The organism is Marinobacterium marinum (genome assembly GCF_013868415.1).
Classification (GTDB): domain Bacteria; phylum Pseudomonadota; class Gammaproteobacteria; order Pseudomonadales; family Balneatricaceae; genus Marinobacterium; species Marinobacterium marinum.
In genome coordinates, this window is the sequence record NZ_JACEMT010000049.1 from 23018 (window position 1) to 43640 (window position 20623).

Annotated in this window: 15 protein-coding genes; 10 read left to right on the forward strand and 5 right to left on the reverse strand. The window is 57.5% G+C overall.

From position 1 onward, the window contains the following. Positions 1–66: 66 nt before the first annotated feature. The gene (locus H1S06_RS09300) at positions 67–912 is read left to right on the forward strand and encodes an MliC family protein (RefSeq protein WP_181739474.1); all 846 of its coding nucleotides are present in this window, start codon (positions 67–69) and stop codon (positions 910–912) included. Between the two features lie 120 nt (positions 913–1032). Continuing rightward, complete coding sequence (locus H1S06_RS09305) at positions 1033–4758, forward strand: sensor domain-containing protein (protein ID WP_181739476.1); 3726 nt, start codon at positions 1033–1035, stop codon at positions 4756–4758. 3 nt (positions 4759–4761) lie between these two features. Here H1S06_RS09305 and H1S06_RS09310 read toward each other — a convergent pair whose 3' ends face one another. From H1S06_RS09310 to H1S06_RS09320, 3 genes are all read right to left on the reverse strand, one after another. Further along, on the reverse strand, positions 4762–5712 hold the full coding sequence (locus H1S06_RS09310) for a 2-hydroxyacid dehydrogenase (protein WP_181739478.1): 951 nt from the start codon (positions 5710–5712) through the stop codon (positions 4762–4764). 67 nt (positions 5713–5779) lie between these two features. Then, positions 5780–8998, reverse strand: coding sequence for an efflux RND transporter permease subunit (locus H1S06_RS09315; RefSeq protein WP_181739480.1), 3219 nt, complete (start codon positions 8996–8998; stop codon positions 5780–5782). Further along, on the reverse strand, positions 8995–10041 hold the full coding sequence (locus tag H1S06_RS09320) for an efflux RND transporter periplasmic adaptor subunit (RefSeq protein WP_181739482.1): 1047 nt from the start codon (positions 10039–10041) through the stop codon (positions 8995–8997). Before H1S06_RS09320 ends, H1S06_RS09315 begins: the two co-directional genes overlap by 4 nt. A 397-nt stretch (positions 10042–10438) precedes the next feature. Here H1S06_RS09320 and alaC point away from each other — a divergent pair, with 397 nt between their 5' ends. The 5 genes from alaC to H1S06_RS09345 all read left to right on the forward strand — a co-directional run bounded on the left by alaC (position 10439) and on the right by H1S06_RS09345 (position 16186). After that, positions 10439–11668: an alanine transaminase gene (alaC, locus tag H1S06_RS09325; protein ID WP_181739484.1), complete on the forward strand. Its 1230-nt coding sequence runs from the start codon at positions 10439–10441 to the stop codon at positions 11666–11668. 108 nt (positions 11669–11776) lie between these two features. Next, a complete protein-coding gene (locus tag H1S06_RS09330; RefSeq protein WP_181739486.1) occupies positions 11777–12385 on the forward strand; it encodes a GDSL-type esterase/lipase family protein in 609 nt (202 codons plus the stop codon). Next, the gene (locus H1S06_RS09335; protein ID WP_181739488.1) at positions 12382–12957 is read left to right on the forward strand and encodes a uracil-DNA glycosylase family protein; all 576 of its coding nucleotides are present in this window, start codon (positions 12382–12384) and stop codon (positions 12955–12957) included. The genes H1S06_RS09330 and H1S06_RS09335 overlap by 4 nt, the downstream gene beginning before the upstream one ends. 84 nt (positions 12958–13041) lie before the next feature. Further along, positions 13042–15903 (forward strand): RNA polymerase-associated protein RapA, encoded by a 2862-nt coding sequence (gene rapA, locus H1S06_RS09340; RefSeq protein ID WP_181739490.1) that lies wholly within the window; start codon positions 13042–13044, stop codon positions 15901–15903. An 85-nt stretch (positions 15904–15988) separates the two neighbouring features. Then, positions 15989–16186, forward strand: a complete 198-nt coding sequence (locus H1S06_RS09345; RefSeq protein WP_181739492.1) for a putative motility protein — start codon at positions 15989–15991, stop codon at positions 16184–16186. A gap of 223 nt (positions 16187–16409) precedes the next feature. Here the strand turns inward: H1S06_RS09345 and H1S06_RS09350 are convergent, their stop codons facing one another. Then, entirely contained in the window at positions 16410–16589 is a 180-nt protein-coding gene (locus H1S06_RS09350) for a hypothetical protein (protein ID WP_181739494.1), read from the reverse strand. 347 nt (positions 16590–16936) lie between these two features. On the opposite strand from H1S06_RS09350, the gene H1S06_RS09355 reads away from it, so the two are divergent. Continuing rightward, positions 16937–17305 carry a hypothetical protein gene (locus H1S06_RS09355; protein ID WP_181739496.1) on the forward strand — a complete coding sequence of 123 codons (369 nt, stop codon included), beginning with the start codon at positions 16937–16939 and terminating at the stop codon, positions 17303–17305. 90 nt (positions 17306–17395) lie between these two features. Beyond that, positions 17396–18085 carry a hypothetical protein gene (locus H1S06_RS09360; RefSeq protein ID WP_220183834.1) on the forward strand — a complete coding sequence of 230 codons (690 nt, stop codon included), beginning with the start codon at positions 17396–17398 and terminating at the stop codon, positions 18083–18085. A 120-nt stretch (positions 18086–18205) separates the two neighbouring features. Here the strand turns inward: H1S06_RS09360 and leuA are convergent, their stop codons facing one another. Then, positions 18206–19903, reverse strand: a complete 1698-nt coding sequence (leuA, locus tag H1S06_RS09365) for a 2-isopropylmalate synthase (protein WP_181739500.1) — start codon at positions 19901–19903, stop codon at positions 18206–18208. A 227-nt stretch (positions 19904–20130) separates the two neighbouring features. Here leuA and H1S06_RS09370 point away from each other — a divergent pair, with 227 nt between their 5' ends. After that, positions 20131–20619: an Lrp/AsnC family transcriptional regulator gene (locus H1S06_RS09370; protein ID WP_181739502.1), complete on the forward strand. Its 489-nt coding sequence runs from the start codon at positions 20131–20133 to the stop codon at positions 20617–20619. Positions 20620–20623 lie beyond the last annotated feature (4 nt).

Genomic DNA, 20623 nt, shown 5'->3' on the forward strand with positions numbered 1-20623 from the left:
CCGAGAGCGGCATTATAAAGTCTGCTGGATCACTCGAGTGGACTTTTCAGCACAAGGAGTTTGTCTATGTTTCGTTGGCTAGCACTTTCGTTGGCAGTGGCTTCAACCCTGGGGTGTGTCGCGTCGGCACCCAAACAGTCCGTTTCTGACAGGGCACAACCGACGGGCTCGGTTGCCTGCACGGATGCCTGGTATGAATCCGTGGAGCAGCGTGTCGGAACCGGTGATGGCCAGGGGCATGGTCCCGACTGGGGATCGGACGAGTGGAAATCGGTGGTTGAGTTCAAACTGGGAGTGCGCGGTGCTGCCGATATGCCTGAACTGTCCAGTCCGGCGTGGTGTGGCAAGGTTGAACAACTGCTGAGGCAACGTCAGGGCACGGCTCAGGGCCCCTCGTTTGAGTGTGATGCTGACACGTTGAGCGCAGCAGAAAAGCAGGTGTGCAATAGTGCCGAATTGTCGGCACTGGATCGCCAGCTCGGTGATGTATACCAGCAGTCGCTGGCGCTGACCGAAGGGCAGGGACGCAAGGTGCTGCAGGCTGAGCAACGTGGCTGGATCAAAGGGCGCGACGAGTGCTGGAAAAGCGGTAACCCTGAACAGTGTGTCGATAGCCAATATCGGCTGCGGATAGCGGCTCTGCAGGCGCAGTATCGACTGGTTGAGCATTCGGAGCCGGTGCGCTATCAGTGCGGCGGTAATCCCGGCAATGAGTTCGTGGCGACCTACTTCCAGACCGAGCCGAGCACTGTCATTGTTGAGCATGGCGACAGCGTGTCACTGATGTACAACCAGCCTGCAGCCAGTGGGGCGAAGTATCAGGGACGTAATGCTTCTCTGTGGGAGCGCCGTGGCGGTGCATTGATTCGTTGGGGTGCCGATGCGCCCGAAATGGAATGTACTCAGAAGTGATTTGATGTCGGTCAAGCCCGACAGGGCTGAGCCGGGCTGCGACAGCAATCTGTTCTTGTTCATACAGGTTTTCTTCTGTAGCGTGTATTGAAACAAGAACTGCTGTCGGAGCCATTTGACTTGATCTCCCCAGTACCTCGCTCGTTCCCGAACTATCTGCGCATTTTTCTGCTCTTGTGGCTGTCTTGGCTGGCCATCACGAAGACCGTGTCGGTTGCGCAGGCTGAACAGTTTCTCGCCAGAGGGCCCGCGTTTGAACAGGTGTTCAGCGAGGCCGCTCTTCCCATGTTGCTGATCGATCCCGTCAGCGGCCAGATTCGCATGGCCAACGCGGCGGCGGCACGTTTTTATGGCTATGACCGCCAGCGGTTGTCCGACATGCATATTCAGCAAATCAATACCTTTACCTCGGAGCAGATTGCCAGCGAGCGCGCACTGGCCCGTTCTGAAGGACGCAACTATTTTATCTTCCGGCACCGATTGGCCAATGGCGAGACCCGCCTGGTTGCCGTGCATTCACGGCCCTACCTGTTTGACGGTCAAACTCTGCTGTACTCGGTTATCAGCGATGTGACGCCGGAGCGGCACCCGCAGGACGAGTTGTGGCGTTATCAGCAAGCTCTGGAAAGTATGGTGGATGCCCAGCTGGATGAGATTGAAAGGGGGCAACGATGGCTGCAATGGACGCTGGCAGGTGCGCTGTTGGCGCAGGCACTGGTAATTGTTCTGCTGGTACGCAATATCGGGCGGCGACGAGAACTGGAAAAGAGAACACGCGCTACGAACAAGGCGTTGAGCGACAGCCGCCACCAGCTGGAAAGTGCGCAGCGTATTGCGCGTGTCGGCAGCTGGCGGCTGGATCAGCAGGCACGACAGATTCACTGTTCCAGGGAGATGAAAAATATTCTGGAACTGGAAAGCGAAACCTTCGAGCAGCCGTTGCGGCAAGCGATGGAGCGCATTCATCCTGACGATATGGAGCGGGTCAAGCGGCGCTATGCGGATGCCATTGATCAAGGCATGCCCTATGACCTGGAGCATCGGTTGCTGATGCCGGACGGGCGGGTCAAGCATGTGCATGTTCGAAGTGAGAGCCATTGCCTGGATGATGGGTGTGAACGTGTTACGGTTGGAACCGTTCAGGACGTCACGCGCCAGCATGTTGTGCAGGCGGCGCTGGGTGCGCTGGCAGGCGAATTTGCACCCCTGACCGGAGATGCGTTTTACCTGGCCGTCTGTTGTCATCTGCGGCAGGCGCTGGGGCTGGATTATGTCTTTGTCGGCCAGCTGTCGTCGCATCATGACCGAGTGGAAGTGTGTGTGGGATGCACCTCCGATGGCGAGATGCAGCCCTTTGACTATTCCTTGCAGGGAACGCCGTGCAGCAATGTCATGAAGACGGCACATGCGGTCTACCCTGACAAGGTTGCGGAGATGTATCCCGCAGACCCGCTGTTGGGCGAAATGGGGGTTCGCTCCTATATCGGCAGTTCGTTACTGGACAAGCGGCAACAGCCGATGGGAATTCTGGTCGGACTGGGACGCAAGCCACTGTTGCAGGCGGAGCTGGCACGGGAGCTAATGGGCGTATTCGTGGAGCGGGTTGATGCTGAAATGCAGCGCTCGGCCGTGGAGCGACGTCTGGAAAAGACCGATGCCTATCGTCAGATCGTGCTGAGATTCTCCAGTCGTTTCATCAACCTGAGTCTGTCGGAAGTGGATAAGGCCATTCAGGACGCTCTGCACGAGATCGGCGAATTCATCGGCGCCGACAGTTGTTATCTGTTCGCCTATGACCATGCGGCCGGGGTGGTTTCTATGACACACGAGTGGTGCACAGAGGACATGCCGACCGAGAAGGAACTGCTGCAGCGACTGCCGGTAGCGCGATTGCCGGTTTGGCTGGATCACCACCAACGCGGTGAGGCCGTGGTTGTAGAAGACACAAGCCGGTTGAATGAACCTCTTGTGGCCGAAGTGTTAAAGCGCAAATCCGTCAAGTGCCTGGTGGACCAGCCGTTAATGAACAATGGCATCTGCACGGGCTTTGTCGGCGTGGTGTCGAGGCAGCGTGTGAATCTGTTCTCGTCACATACGGGAGGGCTGCTCCGGCTCTTTGCGGACCTGTTGGTGAATGTGCGCCAGCGGCAACAGGTGGAAGGCGAATTGCGCCTGTCGGCCAGCGTATTCGACAATGCGGATGAAAGCATCATGATTGCGGATGTGGCGGGCCAGATCCTGTCGGTCAACGGAGCCTTCACTCGCACCACTGGGTATGCGGCCGAGCAGGCCGTCGGACGCTCATTGAGTTTCATGAATACACTGCATGGCACTCCGGGCAGCCTGGATACACTGTGGCAGCAGTTACGCAACTTCGGTAGCTGGAAGGGAGAAGCCTGGAATGTGCGTCCCACGGGTGAGCGTTACGCCGTGCTGCAAAAGATCAACGCCTTTCACGATGAGCAGGGCGTATTGCAGGGCTATGTCTCTCTGATGTCCGACATTACGCCGTTCAAGCAGCATCAGCGGGAGCTGGAGCGGATCGCCCATTTTGATGCGTTGACCGGCCTGCCCAACCGCACCCTGCTGGCGGATCGGTTGCAGCAGGCGATGGCGTTGGCACAGCGGCGGCAGCGCAATATCGCTACGTTGTTTATAGATCTGGACGGGTTCAAATCGGTGAATGACAATTACAGTCATGCCGTCGGGGATCGGTTGCTGGTACGTCTGGCTGGCCGCATGCAACAGGAAATACGGCAGGAGGATACCCTGGGCCGTCTGGGTGGCGATGAATTCGTGGCGGTTCTGGTGGACCTGGATAATACCGAAGCCAGCCTGCCGGTGATTCGCCGTCTGCTGGACGTGGTATCGGAGCCGGTTCGATTCGATGGTTTGGAGCTCAAGGTATCGGCCAGCATCGGGGTTGCCTTTTACCCCCAGCAGGACAGTCTCGATGCCGATCAGTTGTTGCGCCAGGCCGATCAGGCAATGTATCAGGCGAAACAGGCCGGTAAAAATCGTTATCAGTTGTTTGATGTGGAGCGCGACCGTGCCCTGCGCAGTCAGCATGACAGCCTGACCCGCATTGCTATGGCGTTGGAGCGGGAAGAGCTGGTGCTGTACTACCAGCCCAAGGTGAATATGCGCACCGGTGCGCTGGTGGGGTGCGAGGCGCTGATCCGCTGGCAGCACCCGGAGCGGGGCTTGTTGATGCCGGCCGATTTTCTGCCGGTGATTGAAAATCAGTATCTGGCCGTGGATATCGGCAACTGGGTGCTGGAAACCGTGCTGGATCAAATACTGGCATGGCGCGGTCAGGGGCTGGAAATACCGATCAGTGCCAATATTGACGCGATTCACCTGCAGCAGCCCGACTTTGTTGAGCATTTGGGCGTGCTGCTGGAGCGTCGGCCTGATATCCGCAGCGGTGATTTGGAGCTCGAAATTCTGGAAACAACCGCGCTGGATGATGTGGACTACGTGTCGACGGTCATTCATGCCTGTAAGGCACTGGGCATTCGCTTTGCGCTGGATGATTTCGGGACCGGTTACTCGTCCTTGACCTACCTCAAACGTCTGCCTGCCGAAGTGCTCAAGATCGACCGCAGTTTTGTCCATGACATGCTGGCCGATCAGGATGATCTGGCCATTTTGACCGGAGTCATTCAGTTGGCTGATGCTTTCAAGCGAGAGGTGATCGCGGAAGGCGTCGAGACTGAACAGCATTGCCGTGAACTGCTGGCGTTGGGATGCGAGTTGGGGCAGGGGTATGCGATTGCCCGGCCCATGCCGGCAGAGGCGTTGCCGGCATGGTTGAGTCGCCGCTCTTGTCCGGCGGAGGACTGAGCTTTAATTGACGCGTCGGACGGAGGTCTGCTGGAGAAAGCCGCGAATGTTTTCGACGGTCTGTTCGATAATGGTTTGACGTGCCTGCACACTGCCCCAGGCCGAATGAGGGGTGATAATCAGATTCGGAATGGCCGGGTCCAGCAGTATGTTGCCCTGACGAGGAGGCTCTTCGCTGAGTACATCCGTGGCCGCTCCACCCAAATGTCCCGAGCACAGAGCATCCTTGAGCGCTGTTTCATCGACGATACCGCCGCGTGCGGCATTGATCAGGAAGCTGCCGGCTTTCATGCGGGCCAGAGCGGGAGCATCGATCAAATGATGTGTTGCTTCGGTCAGAGGGCAGTGCAGACTGATGACATCGGCCTGGCTCAACACCGTCTCCAGTGCTACCCGGTCGGCCGGAATGCTGGTGCTGCCGGGGCGAGCCGCGATCATGACCTGCATACCGAAGCAGCGGGCTAGACGTGCGACCTCCTGCCCCAGGGCACCGTAACCGACAATCCCCAGCGTACGTCCATTGAGTTCCAGAATCGGGTAGTCCAGCAGGCAGAACTGACTGGAGCGGTTCCAGTCGCCCCGGCGTACCGCTCGGTCATAGTCCAGCAGTCGTGTGTGCAACGCCAGCATCAGGCTCAGTACATGCTGTGCAACGGACTGTACGCCGTAGCCTTGCGAGTTGCAGACCGTGATGCCACGTGCAGTGGCGGCCGTCAGGTCGATAGTGTTAACGCCGGTGGCAACGACGCAAATCAGCTGCAGCGAGTCTGCATTACGGATGAGATCGGCATCCAGCACGACCTTGTTGGTGATGACCAGCTCAAAACCGGCAATGCGCTCAGCGACCTGTTCCGGGGAGGTGGTCGGATAACAGACCAGCGTTTCAACGCAGTCTGCAAGCGGGGAGAGGTCCAGGTCATCCAGACTTTGTGTATCCAGAAAAACAGCTTTCATATCAGGTCCAGTCGGTCGGCAGTTGGCTTTCGGGCCCTCATCTTAGCGGCTGAGGGCCCGGGGTCAATCAGAGCCAGTGACGGCGAGCCAGCGCATAGAACAGCAGGGGAACCACAATAATGGTGAGCAGCGTGGACATGGTCAGCCCAAATACCAGCGAGATGGCGAGCCCGTTGAAGATCGGATCATGCAGGATGAAATAGGCACCAACCATGGCCGAAATGGCGGTCAGCGCAATCGGTTTGATGCGAACGGCACCGGCCAGCACCACGGCTTCTTCCAGCGAGGAGCCCTCATCCAGCAGCTGACGGATAAACACCACCAGCAGGATGGAGTTGCGCACGATAATGCCGGCCAGGGCGATCATGCCGATCATACTGGTGGCGGTGAACTCCCGCCCCAGCAGGGCATGGCCCGGCAGGATGCCGATCAGGGTCAGCGGGATCGGGGCCATGATCACCAGCGGCAGCACGTAGGAACGGAACTGTGCCACCAGCAGCAGGAAGATCATGAAGATGCCGACGCTGTAGGCGATGCCCATGTCGCGGAAGGTTTCATAGGTGATTTGCCACTCGCCGTCCCATTTCAGTGTGCCCAGTTCCGGCAGCGGCGGTTGCTGGATGAAGAACTGTTCCGGCGCGCCTTCCAACTGCCCCAGTCGCTCCACCATGGCGAACATGCCATACAAGGGCGAGTCGATGGCGCCGGCCATATCGGCAGTGACATAGGTCACCGGCAGCAGGTCCTTGTGGTAGCGGGCACCGGGCCATGCGGTCGGCTCGATGCGGGCGATACTGGCCAGCGGAATCAGCTGCCCGTCACGGTTGCGCACCTGCAGCGACAGCAGTGCCGAGGCCTGGGCCTTGTCGCCCTCGTTGAGGATCACCCGGATCGGCACCGGATACTTGGCGTGCGCGTCATGCAGGTAGCTCTGGGTGCTGCCGCCCAGTGCGGTCTGCAGGGCCTGTACCACCTGTCCCTGAGCAACGCCGTAACGGGCGGCACGGGCGCGGTCGATGACGACCTGCCACTGCTGCACCGGCGCTTCCAGCGTGGTGTCGATATCAACCAGTCCTTCGACCTGGTGCATCTGAGCAGCGACTTGTTGTGCCAGCGCCGTGCGGCGCGGCTCGTCGGCAGCATAGATCTCGGCCACCAGTGGCGACAGCACCGGCGGGCCGGGCGGGATCTCGACAATCTTCACCGCAGCACCAAAGGGCTTGGCAATGGCCTGCAGGGGGGCGCGCAGCGAGGTGGCAATGTCGTGTGATTGCTGCTCACGGTCAGTATCGGCCACCAGATTGACTTGCAGATCGCCGTGCCAGGGGTCGCTACGCAGATAGTACTGGCGCACCAGTCCGTTGAAGTTGATCGGCGAGGCGGTACCGGCATAGCTCTGCCAGTTGGTTACTTCGGGCACTGTCTCCAGATAGGCGCCGAGTGCCAGCAACAGCCGCTGGGTCTCTTCCATCGGCGTTGATTCCGGCATGTCGACCACTACCTGCAGCTCGGACTTGTTGTCGAACGGCAGCATCTTGAGGATGACGAACTGGTACACCGGCAAGGCCATCGACAGCAGCATCAGGCCGATGACACCCAGACTGAGCAAGCGGCGTCGCCAGTTGTGGTCACCCAGAAACGGGGTGAGTACGAAACGGAAGATTTTCAGCGATACCGGGCTGACGCCATCGGCGGAGCTGCCGGTTTCCTCTACTTCGCCCTTGCGATGATGCAGTAGCCGCATCGCCAGCCAGGGCGCGACCACGAAAGCCACGATCTGCGACAGCACCATGCCGGCGGAGGCGTTGATTGGAATGGGGCTCATATAAGGCCCCATCAAACCGGTGACGAACGCCATCGGCAGCAACGCCGCCATAATGGTCAGACTGGCCATGATGGTCGGGGTGCCCACTTCGTCCACGGCCACGGGGATGATGTCGCGGATCTTGTGGGTGGAGTTCTGGATGCGGCGGTTGATGTTCTCGGTGATGACGATGCCGTCATCGACCAGAATGCCGATGGAGAAGATCAGTGCGAACAGGGATACCCGGTTCAGGGTAAAGCCCCAGGCCCAGGAAAACACCAGCGTCAGCAGCAGGGTCACCAGCACGGCGATGCCGACGATGGTGGCCTGACGCCAGCCCATGGCGGCCAGCACCAGCAGCACCACGCAGACGGTGGCCGAGATCAGGTCGGAGATCAGCTTTTCCGCCTTGGCTGAAGCCGTCTCGCCGTAGTTGCGGGTGATCACCAGTTCCACGCCTTCCGGCAGAGCGCGGTTGCGCAACAGTTCCAGCCGTTCCTCGATGGCGGTGGTGATATTGATCGCGTTTTGTCCTGGCTGCTTGGCGATGGCCAGGGTGACGGCCGGGTAAATCTGGCCGATCTCTCCCGAGCGATGATCGGCCTTGCCGGGTCCGAAGCCGAGCATGACGCTCTGGTCCGGCACCGTTTCGCCCCGACTGACCTCGGCGATGTCGCGCATGAATACCGCCGCGCCCTGATGCATGCCCACGACCAGGTTGCGCACATCATCGACCTGCTCCAGCAGCTGACCGGCCTGGACCGGGATCGACAGGCTATTCTGTGTTGTGCGCAAATCCTGGGAACTGGCGTTGGCGGCCTGCAGTGCCATTGCAATGTCGTCCAGGGTCAGGCTGTGGCCGGCGAGCAGCGCCGGATCGAAACGGATATCCACCCGATCCGGTACTCCGCCCACGGTGTAAATGTCGCGAGTGCCGGGGATGCGCTTGAGCGCTACCTCCAGCATGTGCGCCATACGGGTCAGTTCGGTGCCAGCATAGCGCTGTTGCGGATCGTACAGGGTCAGCGACATGATCGGCACGTCATCAATGCTGCGTGGCTTGATCAGCGGCTGGGTGGCACCCAGATCGGCCGGCAGCCAGTCCTGATTGGAATAGACCTGATTGTACAGTCGTACCAGCGCTTCCTGCCGGGTGACGCCGACCTTGAATTGCACCGTGATCACCGCCATCCCCTGGCGGGATACGGAATAGACATGCTTGACCCCTTCGATCTCGCTCATCACCTGTTCGGCGGGTGTAGCGATGACGCTCTCCACCTCGGTGACACTGGCGCCGGGCAGGGCGACGATGATGTCGGCCAGGGTGACATCGATCTGTGGTTCCTCTTCTTTGGGCGTGAACACCAGCACCAGAGCGCCGAGCAGTATGGCGAGCAGAGTCAGCAGCGGGGTGAGTTTTGAATCCTGAAATACGCGGGCAATTGCGCCGGACGGGCCGACCGGTGGCAAGGGCTGGCTCATTGGGCAGTCTCCTCAACCGGATGCAGCTCGGCGGCACCGCTGAGATCAAGAGGATGAGCGACGATATGTTCACCCGCCTTCAATCCGGCCAGTACTTCTACCTGGTCACCGTTACGCACACCGGTACGAATCTGGCGCAGGCGAGGCGTATCCTGGTCATCCAGTACGAAGACGGCGCGCAGCTCACTGCGATGCAGGATGGCGTCAGCGGGAATCCACAATGCTTCGCGGGTGGCCACCGGTACACTGACCTTGACCAGCATGCCTGGGTACAGTTGACCGCCCGGTTCGGTCAGCGGCATACGCAGGCGAAAGGTGTGGGTAGCCGGGTCGGCGTAGGGGTAGAAGGTCATTTCGCCGGTTTCCAGCGCACGGCCATCGGGCAGGGCTACAAGGGCGCGGCGCTGTTCGCGGGCCAGCCCGGCATATTGCTGCGGCAGATCCACCACCACGCGCAGGTGCTGCAGCGACAGGCCGGTCAGCAGCGGCTGCCCCGGGTTAACGCTTTCGCCCAGCTCCACATGACGCTCGGTCAGGATACCGCCGTAGGGTGCGGTGATGCGGGTGTAATCGAGCTGCTGTTGTGCTTCGGCCAGTCCTGCATCGGCGCGGGCCAGCCGCGCCTGAGCGGCATTGAGCTGGTTGCGGGCCTGGTCCAGTGCCTGGTTGGCGACCAGCTTGCGCTCATGCAGGGACTGGACGCGGGCGAACTGCTGACGTGCGTCGGTCAGCCCCGCCCGGGCTTCGGCGAGTCCAGCCTGTGCCTGGCTGAAGCGGGCCTGTTGCTCGCTGTCCTCCAGTTGCACGATCAGTGCGCCGGCGGGGACGGAATCGTCCACGTCGAAGGGCAGGGCGGTAACACGACCGCTGGTCTGGGCCGAAACGGTGCTTTGCTGTACGGCTTCGATGACGCCATCCAGCAGCAGGTGCTCTTCGAGGGCCTGGCGTTGCACGACAATGTTTGAAGGGACGGGGATTTCGGCCGCCAGCAGAAGAGGTGCCAGCAAGGACAGTAGCAGGGGCAGGGTACGCAGCAAAATCATGGTGCCGCTCCTCGGGATGTTTTTAATATTAGTTGATATTCATATAAAAGAGGTCGCGAGGTCAATCGAGTCGGAAGAGATTTGTCTGATACCATTACGTCGATCAGTATAGCGTCGAAGAGCACCGCAACCAGCAGCGTTTTCGTGACCGTATGCTGGCCAACCCCGATGAAAGGGCGGCCCATGAGGCCCGCAAACGGGAAACTCTGGCGGCCGGTGTGACCGAACAGGAGGCCTAGGGCAAGCTCAAGGCTTTGTGAAACAGAAGCTGGCGGAACATACGCCTGATTAAGGCTGGCGAAAAGGCGGGAGAGGGTTTAGTCTCGATACACGGCCATGAAGACATGGCCGGCGTCGCTCGGACGGTTCCGGGCGCTGACGTTTTATCGAGGTTGACATGACAGACAAGACCGGTGTGCGTCCCGTACGCCATTTTTCCCGTATCGATCGCCTGCCCCCCTACGTATTCAACATCACCGCCGAGCTGAAGATGGCCGCCCGTCGCCGTGGCGAGGACATCATCGACTTCAGCATGGGCAACCCGGATGGCGCCACGCCACCGCATATCGTCGAAAAGCTGTGTGCCGTGGCCCAGCGAGACGATACCCATGGCTATTCCACCTCGCGCGGTATTCCGCGTCTGCGCCGTGCCATTTCACGCTGGTATGAAGATCGTTACCAGGTCGAGATCGATCCGGAAGACGAAGCCATTGTTACCATCGGATCCAAGGAAGGGCTGGCGCATCTGATGCTGGCGACCCTGGACCACGGCGACACTGTGCTGGTGCCCAATCCGAGTTATCCGATTCATATTTACGGGGCGGTGATTGCCGGCGCTCAGGTGCGCTCAGTGCCGCTGGTGCCGGGCGTTGACTTCTTTGTTGAGCTGGAGCGGGCGATTCGCGAATCCATCCCCAAGCCGAAGATGATTATTCTGGGTTTCCCGTCCAACCCCACGGCTCAATGTGTCGAGCTGGATTTCTTCGAGCGTGTGGTAGCGCTGGCCAAACAGTATGACATTATCGTCATACACGATCTGGCCTATGCCGATATCGTGTATGACGGCTGGACCGCACCTTCGATCATGCAGGTGCCGGGCGCCAAGGACGTGGCGGTGGAGTTTTTTACCCTGTCCAAAAGCTACAATATGGCGGGCTGGCGTATCGGTTTCATGGTCGGCAACAAGGAACTGGTACATGCCCTGGCGCGGATCAAGAGTTACCATGACTACGGCACCTTCACGCCCCTGCAGGTCGCGGCGATCGCGGCGCTGGAAGGGGATCAGCAGTGCGTGCGCGATATTGCCGAACAATACCGTCAGCGCCGTAATGTGCTGGTGAAAGGGCTGCACGAAGCAGGCTGGATGGTCGATAACCCCAAGGCCTCCATGTATGTATGGGCCAGGATTCCCGACGAGTATCGACGGTTGGGGTCGCTGGAATTTTCCAAGAAATTGCTGGCCGATGCCAAGGTGTGCGTGTCGCCGGGAATCGGCTTTGGTGAGTATGGCGACGACTATGTACGGTTTGCCTTGATCGAAAACAAGGATCGTATTCGCCAGGCCGTGAGAGGCATCAAGGCGATGCTGCGCAAGGATGGTGTGCAGGCTTCGGCCGGTCAGGAGTAAACATTGCTAAAAAAACCGCTGCCAGACAGCGGTTTTTTATGTCAGCTGATCGCCAATGATCTATCGGTGAAGGCAATACATTTTTCTGTGATGGCAAGGAGTGGTGACATGCGGAATCTGCTGCGCATCATGATTTTGTGGATGGGTATAGGGCTGATACAGGGGTGCAGTGATGAGCGCCTGGAGCTGCTGGATGAGCAGGCGGTTATTCTGGCCTTTGGTGACAGCCTCACCGTCGGCATGGGCGTACCGGCAGCGGACAGCTACCCGTCGGTATTGGCTCGGCTGAGCGGTCGTCATGTCGAGTCGGCCGGGATCTCCGGCGAGGTGTCGGCCCGAGGACTGGAACGCTTGCCTGCCGAGCTGTCGCGGGTGCGCCCAGACGTGTTGATCCTGTTGCATGGCGGCAATGACATTCTGCGCAACCAGTCCGTGACCGAGCTGGAAAACAACCTGGATGCCATGATTCGGCTGGCGAGGTCTCGGGGTGTTGAGGTCGTACTGCTGGGCGTACCGGAGAAAAAGCTGTTTTCTGATGCGGCGCCACTGTATGCCGAGTTGGCGGAACGGCATGATCTGGTCTTTATTGAAGACCTGTTGTCCGGCTTGCTGAGAGATTCGGCGATGAAGTCCGATGCCGTCCATCTGAATGCGCAAGGCTATCGCGCTCTGGCCGAAGGTATCCATGCAACGCTGCAGAAGGAGGGCGCTTTGTGAGCGCGTTAGCAGAGTTGCTGCAGGAGGTCAGGGCCTGTCGGATCTGTGCCGATGTTTTGCCATTGGGGCCTCGACCGGTAGTGCAGGCTGATGTGAGGGCTCGCTTGCTTATCGTGGGGCAAGCGCCGGGACTGAAAGTGCATGAGACCGGTATTCCGTTCAACGATCCCAGCGGTGACCGTTTGCGTGACTGGTTGGGCGTGAGTCGGGAGGTTTTTTATGATCCTGTCCAGGTTGCCATACTGCCGATGGGGTTCTGTTATCCCGGCCGTGGTCGCTCGGGTGATAACCCGCCACGCCCCGAGTGCGCACCGGCCTGGCGGCAAAAATTGCTGGACCAGTTGCCGAATCTGGAATTGACCCTTCTGGTGGGGCGTTATGCTCAGGAATGGTATCTGGGCAAGGGCGGCAGTGTTACAGAGCGTGTCAGAAATTGGCGTGCATACGGGCCTGAGCAGTTGCCCTTGCCACACCCGAGTCCGCGCAATAATCTCTGGTTACGGCGTAATCCCTGGTTTGAAAAGGTGTTATTGCCGGAGCTGAAAGAGCGTATTGAGCGTCTTCGGGCATGAATATGCATAAGAGATCGCTCAAGGCTTTGAGTCTTGAGGGCTGAACGCCTAAAATTGCCGCCCTGAATTTAGGGGAGTCACATTTTGTCACAAGCGCCATTCGTACCCGGACAACGTTGGATCAGTAACAGCGAAGCCGAGCTGGGGCTCGGTATCGTGGTTGAATATGTAAACCGTCGTGTCGAGATCCGCTTTCCAGCGGCAGAAGAGACACGTACCTACGCCGCCGATAATGCGCCGTTGAGTCGAGTGGCTTATGAGCCGGGCGACAGGGTCAGTAATGTGCTCGGTGATGAAATGGACATCGCAGAACGTTTTGAGCACAACCAGTGCTTCATCTACCGGGGTGTGAACGACGCCGGTGAAGAAGTGATTCTGCCCGAACTGGAGCTGGACAGTGCCGTTCACTTCAGCAAGCCTCAGGAGCGCCTGTTTGCCGGTCAACTGGACCGTAACGGTCTGTTCAAACTACGTGTAGCAACGTTGGAGCGTCAGCACCGCTTGCGGTCATCGTCCGCCTACGGTCTTCTGGGAGCGCGTGTGCAACTGTTACCGCACCAGTTCTACATTGCCAGTGAGTTGAGCGGTCGCATGGCACCGCGAGCACTGCTGGCGGATGAGGTAGGCTTGGGTAAAACCATTGAGGCAGGCCTGGTACTGCACCAGCGCCTGATCAGTGGGCGTGCGCGTCGGGTGCTGGTGGTTGTGCCGGATACACTGGTGCATCAGTGGCTGGTGGAGATGCTGCGTCGCTTTAATCTGATGTTTACCCTGCTGGATGAAGCGCGATGTGCTGAAATTGAAGCCAGCGGCCAGGATAATCCTTTCGAAAGCGGTCAGCTGGTGATCTGCCCGCTATCACTGTTGACCCGTTCCGAGGCGCGTCAGGTGCAGGCGGAAGCTGCCGGTTGGGATATTCTGGTGGTGGACGAAGCCCACCATCTGGGGTGGAGCGAGGAAGCACCGAGCCACGCCTATCTGTGCATCGAAGCGCTGGCACAGAAAACCCCCGGGGTGCTGCTGTTGACGGCCACACCGGAGCAGCTGGGGCCTGAGGGACACTTTGCCCGTCTGCGCCTGCTTGATCCGGCGCGCTACCCTGATCTGCAGCAGTTCCTGAACGAAGAGCATGCTTATCTGCAGCTTAATAATCTGATCGAACCGTTGCTGGGTGGGCAGGGTAGCCAGGTATTGGCTGCTGATGCCGATTTGCAGTCTGCGCTGGCTGAGCGCTTGGGGGCTGAGGCCATTACCCGTTGGTTGCAGCTGGATGCCGATACCCGGCCGGCGGCGCTGGACGAGCTGATTCGTCAATTGATCGATCGCCAGGGCACAGGACGGGTGCTGTTCCGCAATACCCGTGACACAGTGGCCGGCTTTCCGCAGCGTCAACTGCAGACGCAGCGGTTGGATATGCCACCGGAACTGGCGCTGTTTGATGAAGAAGTGGCTCCAGAAAGTTGGCTGCATCCCGAAAAAATCATGGGGAGTGACTGGATTGATGCCGATACCCGTGTCGAATGGCTGGTGGAGTGGCTGAAACAGAACCGTAGCGAGAAGGTACTGGTCATCTGTGCTCATGCCGATACGGCCGTGGCACTGGAAGATCAGCTGAATCTGCGTGAAGGCATACGCTCGGCGGTATTCCACGAGGGACTGAGCCTGGTGAACCGCGACCGTGCTGCCGCCTACTTCGCTGAAGAGGAGCTGGGGGCGCAGGTGCTGGTCTGCTCCGAGATTGGCAGTGAGGGACGTAACTTCCAGTTTGCCCATCACCTGGTGCTGTTTGACTTGCCGTTGACGCCTGATCTGCTGGAGCAGCGTATCGGCCGCCTGGACCGTATTGGCCAGCGCGAAGATATCCAGATCCATGTGCCGGTGTACGAGGGCGGTACGTCCGAGGCACTGCTGCGTTGGTATGATGAAGGCCTGGACGCATTCGGACGCGTCTGTGCCGTTGGTGATGCGCTTTACCGTCGTTTCGCGCCTCAACTGTTGCAGTGTCTGAATGCGCCGGATGATGTCGTCTCTCTGGAAGCCCTGATTACTGAAACACGACAGGCACGAGAAAATCTGGAGCATGACCTGTCACGTGGCCGTGATCGCCTGCTTGAAGTCAGTAGCTGTCACCCGCAGCGTGCCGGCCTTCTGTTGGATGAAGTTGCCGCAGCTGAAAGCAGCGAGCAGTTGCAGGCATTTGCCGAAAAGCTTTTTGACCGTTTCGGTGTGGATATCCAACCGCACGGCCCGGACGGTTTGGTGCTGCATCCGGGCGAGCATATGCTGTGCCAGCTGCCGGGGTTGCCGGAGGATGGTGTTACACTGACCTTTAATCGCGAGCGTGCTCTGTCGCGTGAAGACATACAGTTCATGAGCTGGGAGCACCCGCTGCTGACCGGCACCATGGAGCTGATCAGCACCGGAGAGCTTGGCAATTGTACGGTGTGTACACTCAAGCTGCCGCCATTGCAGGCCGGTACCTTGTTGCTGGAGCTGGTATACGAACTGCGCTGTGCCGCACCGCGCTACCTGCAGCTGGAGCGTTACCTGCCGTCGGGCAGCGTGCGCATGCTGGTTGACCCGGAAGGGCGAGATCTGGCTGGGGCACTGGGACATGAGCCGTTGAACCAGCTTTTGCAGACCGTCAGCCGTGCTACCGGGCAGAAAATGGTACGCCTGGCGCGGGAACAGGTAGCACAGCAGCTCAAGGCCGCCGAAGGTACGCTGGATACACGGGTGAAGGCATTGCGGGAGCAGGCGCTGGACAAGCTGCGGCAGCAGCGGGCTGCCGAGTATGATCGCCTGGTGGCATTGGCCCAAGTGAATCCGATGATCCGTCAGGAAGAGCTGGATGCCATGGTCGCTGATACCGAGCAGATGGAGTCCGCATTGCAGGCAATGGAGCTGAAGTTGGATGCTATTCGGGTCATTTTGGTGCGTGAGTAAGGCTGGATTGGCTGATTTAAATCAGACGACAGTCTGCTTTTCGGTGTAGACTGTCTCCATAAATTGACGCAACCCAGGAGGCGTAATGGATATTGCGGCGATGAGTACCGGCATGAGCCATCTCCAGACTCAAACCGAACATGCGGCAAAAGTGAATAGTGTCGTAAAAGACCAGATGGAAGCCGTGGGTCAGCAGGCGCTGCAGTTGATTGAAAGTGCCGCCCCGGTCGCTGTTGCCAAGCCTGAAGGTGCATTGGGGCACCGGGTTGATATCCGCGTGTGAAAAACTCTCGGCTTTAGTCGGTGTTACAGATAACAAAAAAGACGCCCTGAGGCGTCTTTTTTTATGGCTGCAGCCGATTAATTGGCTTTTTTCAGCAGCTTGTTCAGCTTTTTCAGCTTGCCTTCGTGCTTTGCGATTTTCGCTTTGCGGGCTTTGATCAGTTTTTTGACTTCTTTAGTTTTCATCTGGGCCATGGTGGCACTCCTTACCTTATCAGTTGTTGTCATTCTTCAGCCGCATCGGACTGATGTTCAGCCAGAAAGCGGCGAATAAAATGCCGAATTTCGCGTGCGGCACTGGTATCCAGGTCGTCACACAGGGCAACGAACCGGTCTCGCTCTTCATCATTAATACGAATGACGAGCTGGCTGTTTTTGGTTTTGCTTTTCTTCCTGCCACTCATTTCACGACTCCGGCCGGGCTGGTGGCTATAGAGTAAAGTAAACACAGCCAATTACAAATGCTAAACACACACTGTATTTTGTATATACAAAGCATACCATATATTGAAATTGCCCTGAGGTCAAACGGGCGTGCTGTGTGACATGTCCAGTTTCAGATAAAACGGGTTTCGGGTTCTACTCCGATCAACGATTAGGGCTCGAATATGAGGCGCAGTTCGGGCATTCTGGTGCTGGTTGCTCATGCCGGTTGCTCTATGCTGATTGTTTGGCGATAACCGGCATCTCGAACTTAACCGGCGTGAACAACATCCCTGGTATCTACAGTTAGCCCGATATGGAAGGAACCATGAAGAAATTCGCCATGCTATTAATTCTGTTCTTTTCGGCTGAAGCCTCAGCTGAAGAGTCTGATATTTTAAAAATATATGAGCATTTCACATTGTCTGGTGTGGCTGCAGAAAAATGTATAAACACAAAAGAAGAAGAGCTAACATCTTTTTTGGCAAACTATCAGATGGTATCTGTTTTTGCGTTAACCGAGCTTAGAAATCAGAATCCTGACCTTTCCAGCGATCAAGCGCAAGCAGTGCTAAATATCGGTGGTGAAAAAATCGAACAGTTAGTATATGAAATGATTGAAAACGACGGTTGTGAAAGCTCAAAAATACAAGACTTGATAAAACGCTTTCATATGCTGGCTGAATGGAAACCATAACTATGGTTAACCATTGACAATGGTGCCGATATTTTGTGGGTAGGACCAATGTCCGAGTGAGCCATGAAGCGACGAACGACTGAACGTAAAATGACTGACAAGGAACGCAAGTTCCTGGTCGAATTGCTTGCATGTACACCATCAAAATTTAAGCGCTGGATGGAAGGTGCTCAAAATGCACTCGTACTTTGGGCTGCAAGCATGCTGGGGATGGTGCTTGGCTGGTTGATTTTGGCGTGGTTGATTCACCTTTTGGTTAATCTGGAAGTGGGTATGAGAAGCCCATATGCATTAGGTGTTGTCAGCCTGTTGGCGCCGGTTTGTGGGCTATACGCTATTTGTTCAAGTGTGCAGTGGGTTCGAAATTGGCCAGATCCCAGTGAAGCACTTCGGCAAGATATTAGTGGCGGTAAAGTGCTGGATGAAACCTATAATGTTATAGAGGCCAAGCGATTTAAAGAACCGGAGCATGGTGGGCTTATATACTTCCTGCGCATGGATGATGATCGAGTATTGGTTATTTATGACCATGAAAGCATTGCGCTTGAAATGGAGGGCGAAAATGCACTTTCCAGCTCTTTCGAACCTCGCAGAGAATTGCACATTGTTCGCGCCCCCAGTACTGAATACATCCTGGAACAGGAGTTCTCAGGTGAAAAGCTGGAGCTTTCAGCTCCGGTTGATTTGACCGTGCCGCCGGATCAATGGCCAGAACAGGAGTCATGGTGCGAAATTCCCTGGCTGGAATTGGAAAGGCGCTTGGGTATGCCCGGCTTTTGAGTCATGGTGTAATCCAAAGCTGGCAGCTCGAAGGTATGTATTAACGGTAAGAACTCATATGAGCCGTGTGGAGTTTAATAGAGCCCCAGGGACACCTTTGGTATCCCTGGGGCTCTGGGATCAGGCGCTGCAGGCCTGTGTTTGCTTCGACAGTTCTGCAACCTTGCCCGAGCGGTTCAGGCCGGAGACGACTGCCTTCAAGGATGCGCTTACAGTGTCGGCATCCACGGCCATGCCGCCGACGCGCTGGCCATCAATGTTCAGCTGAACATAGGCGGCAGCGGCAACATCAGAGCCTTCTCCCATGGCATGTTCGGCATAGTCGACCACATGAATGCTGAGGCCGGTCCGGCTTTGCCAGGCGTTGATAAATGCCGCCATGGCACCTTTTCCATCCCCTTCGATGCAGATGTTTTCACCTTCGATACTGATATCGGCTGATAATGTTTCGGCAGCGTTGCTGCGTTCAATGCGATAGCCGTTCAGGCTGATCGGTGTCTTGTCCTGCACAAAATGTTTGATCAGCAGGTCATGTATGGTCTGGCTGTCGATCTCGCCACCCTGCTGCTCGGTTGTGCTCTGTACGACCGGGGCCAGCTCCAGCTGCATCCAGCGGGGGAGACTGATGCCGAAATCCCGCTCCAGCAGGAATGTCATGCCGCCTTTGCCTGATTGGCTGTTGACGCGGATGACGGCCTGATAATCTCGTCCCAAGTCGGCAGGATCGATTGGCAGATAAGCGACTTGCCAGTGCTCGTCGGTCTGTTGTTGTTTGAGTGACTTGCGAATCGCATCCTGGTGGCTGCCTGAAAATGCGGTGTATACCAGTTCACCAATCCAGGGATGGCGTGGGTGAATCGGCAGGCCGGTGCACTCGGTGCAGGTCTGGATGATTTCATCCGGGTTGGACAGGTCCAGCTGAGGGTCTATGCCCTGGCTGTACAGGTTGATCGCCAGGGTGACGATATCCATGTTGCCGGTGCGCTCACCGTTGCCGAGCAGGGTACCTTCGACGCGATCTGCGCCCGCCATCAATGCCAGCTCCGCCGAAGCGACAGCACCGCCACGGTCATTGTGGGTATGTACCGAGATGATGGCACAGTCACGACGGCTCAGGTGCTGGCAGAAATACTCGACCTGGTCGGCGAAGTGGTTTGGAGGCCCTACTTCAACAGTCGTCGGCAGATTCAGAATGCAGCGCTGTTCCGGTGTTGGCTGCCAGACATCCATGACAGCTTCACACACCTCGACGGCATACTCGACCTCGGTACTGGTGAAGCTTTCGGGTGAGTATTCGAAGGTCCATTCGGTTTCCGGGTACTGTTCGGCATATTGCCTGACCCAGGTCGCACCCTGAACGGCAATACTTTTGATCTGCTCACGATCCATGCCGAACACGCGCTCGCGCTGGACGCGTGAGGTCGAGTTGTATACATGGATGACCGCTTGCTTGACGCCCTTCAAAGCCTCGAATGTCTTGGCGATCAACTCTTCACGCGCCTGTACCAGCACTTGAATGCGTACATCGTCAGGGATCTGGTTTTCTTCAATCAGCCAACGAGTGAAATCGTAGTCGGGTTGGCTGGCAGAGGGAAAACCGACCTCAATTTCCTTGATGCCGAGCTTAACCAGCAAGTGCCACAGGCGCTGTTTCTGGGCCACGTTCATGGGCTCCAGTAGTGCCTGGTTACCATCACGCAGGTCGACACTGGCCCACATGGGGGCCGCAGTCACCTGACGATCGGGCCAGGTACGGGTAAAGCCGGTGACGGGTTCGACCGGCTGATATTTGCGATGGTTGAAATGGGCACTTGCCATGGTGTTGCTCTCCATTGTTGTGGGATGGACCGCTGAGTCGAATCCTGGGTAAGGATTGTCACCGCCTTCAGCTGCCTGGGTAAGGCAACCTGACGTTTACCAGCGGACCCTAACCTTTAAGATGGAGATATGTTAAGGCAACAACGGAGGTGAAGGATTGCTAAATTGCCATTGTTTGCGGTATTTTTGGCAACCAAAGTCACAATATTAAAGTTTTGAGCAATAATATGTCTGATAGTCTGCGTATGCCGGTACTTGATCGCTACGATCGTGCCATTCTGGACAATTTGCAACGTGATGGACGTATCAGTAATCAGGAGCTGGCAGACCGAATAGGTCTGTCTCCCTCGCCCTGTCTGCGTCGAGTGAAAGCGCTGGAAGAGAGCGGTCTGATCACCGGTTATCGGGCATTGGTGGATGCCAAACGTCTGGGTTTGAACCTGATGGTGGTGCTGCATATTTCCATGGACCGGCATACGCCAGAGCGGTTTGAAAACTTCGAGCGTGCCATTGCCGATCTGCCACAGGTATTGGAATGCCTGATTATCACCGGGCAGGATGCAGACTATCAGCTGCGTGTGCTGGTGAAAGACATGGATGACTATCATGACCTGCTGCTGCACAAAATCACCCGCATCGATGGAGTGACCGGCGTTCACTCCAGCTTTGTCCTGCGGCGAGTGTTGGAGCGAGGTGTACCAACAGGACTGCGTTGACGGG

Bases quoted from the DNA above. Each gene is read 5' to 3' on its own strand.
- H1S06_RS09360 (WP_220183834.1), top strand. From the start codon at position 17,396: ATGACTGACAAGGAACGCAAGTTCCTGGTCGAATTGCTTGCATGTACA.
- leuA (WP_181739500.1), bottom strand. From the start codon at position 19,903: ATGGCAAGTGCCCATTTCAACCATCGCAAATATCAGCCGGTCGAACCC.
- H1S06_RS09320 (WP_181739482.1), bottom strand. From the start codon at position 10,041: ATGATTTTGCTGCGTACCCTGCCCCTGCTACTGTCCTTGCTGGCACCT.
- H1S06_RS09355 (WP_181739496.1), top strand. From the start codon at position 16,937: ATGAAGAAATTCGCCATGCTATTAATTCTGTTCTTTTCGGCTGAAGCC.
- alaC (WP_181739484.1), top strand. From the start codon at position 10,439: ATGACAGACAAGACCGGTGTGCGTCCCGTACGCCATTTTTCCCGTATC.
- H1S06_RS09370 (WP_181739502.1), top strand. From the start codon at position 20,131: ATGTCTGATAGTCTGCGTATGCCGGTACTTGATCGCTACGATCGTGCC.
- H1S06_RS09310 (WP_181739478.1), bottom strand. From the start codon at position 5,712: ATGAAAGCTGTTTTTCTGGATACACAAAGTCTGGATGACCTGGACCTC.
- H1S06_RS09330 (WP_181739486.1), top strand. From the start codon at position 11,777: ATGCGGAATCTGCTGCGCATCATGATTTTGTGGATGGGTATAGGGCTG.
- H1S06_RS09350 (WP_181739494.1), bottom strand. From the start codon at position 16,589: ATGAGTGGCAGGAAGAAAAGCAAAACCAAAAACAGCCAGCTCGTCATT.
- H1S06_RS09345 (WP_181739492.1), top strand. From the start codon at position 15,989: ATGGATATTGCGGCGATGAGTACCGGCATGAGCCATCTCCAGACTCAA.
- H1S06_RS09315 (WP_181739480.1), bottom strand. From the start codon at position 8,998: ATGAGCCAGCCCTTGCCACCGGTCGGCCCGTCCGGCGCAATTGCCCGC.
- H1S06_RS09300 (WP_181739474.1), top strand. From the start codon at position 67: ATGTTTCGTTGGCTAGCACTTTCGTTGGCAGTGGCTTCAACCCTGGGG.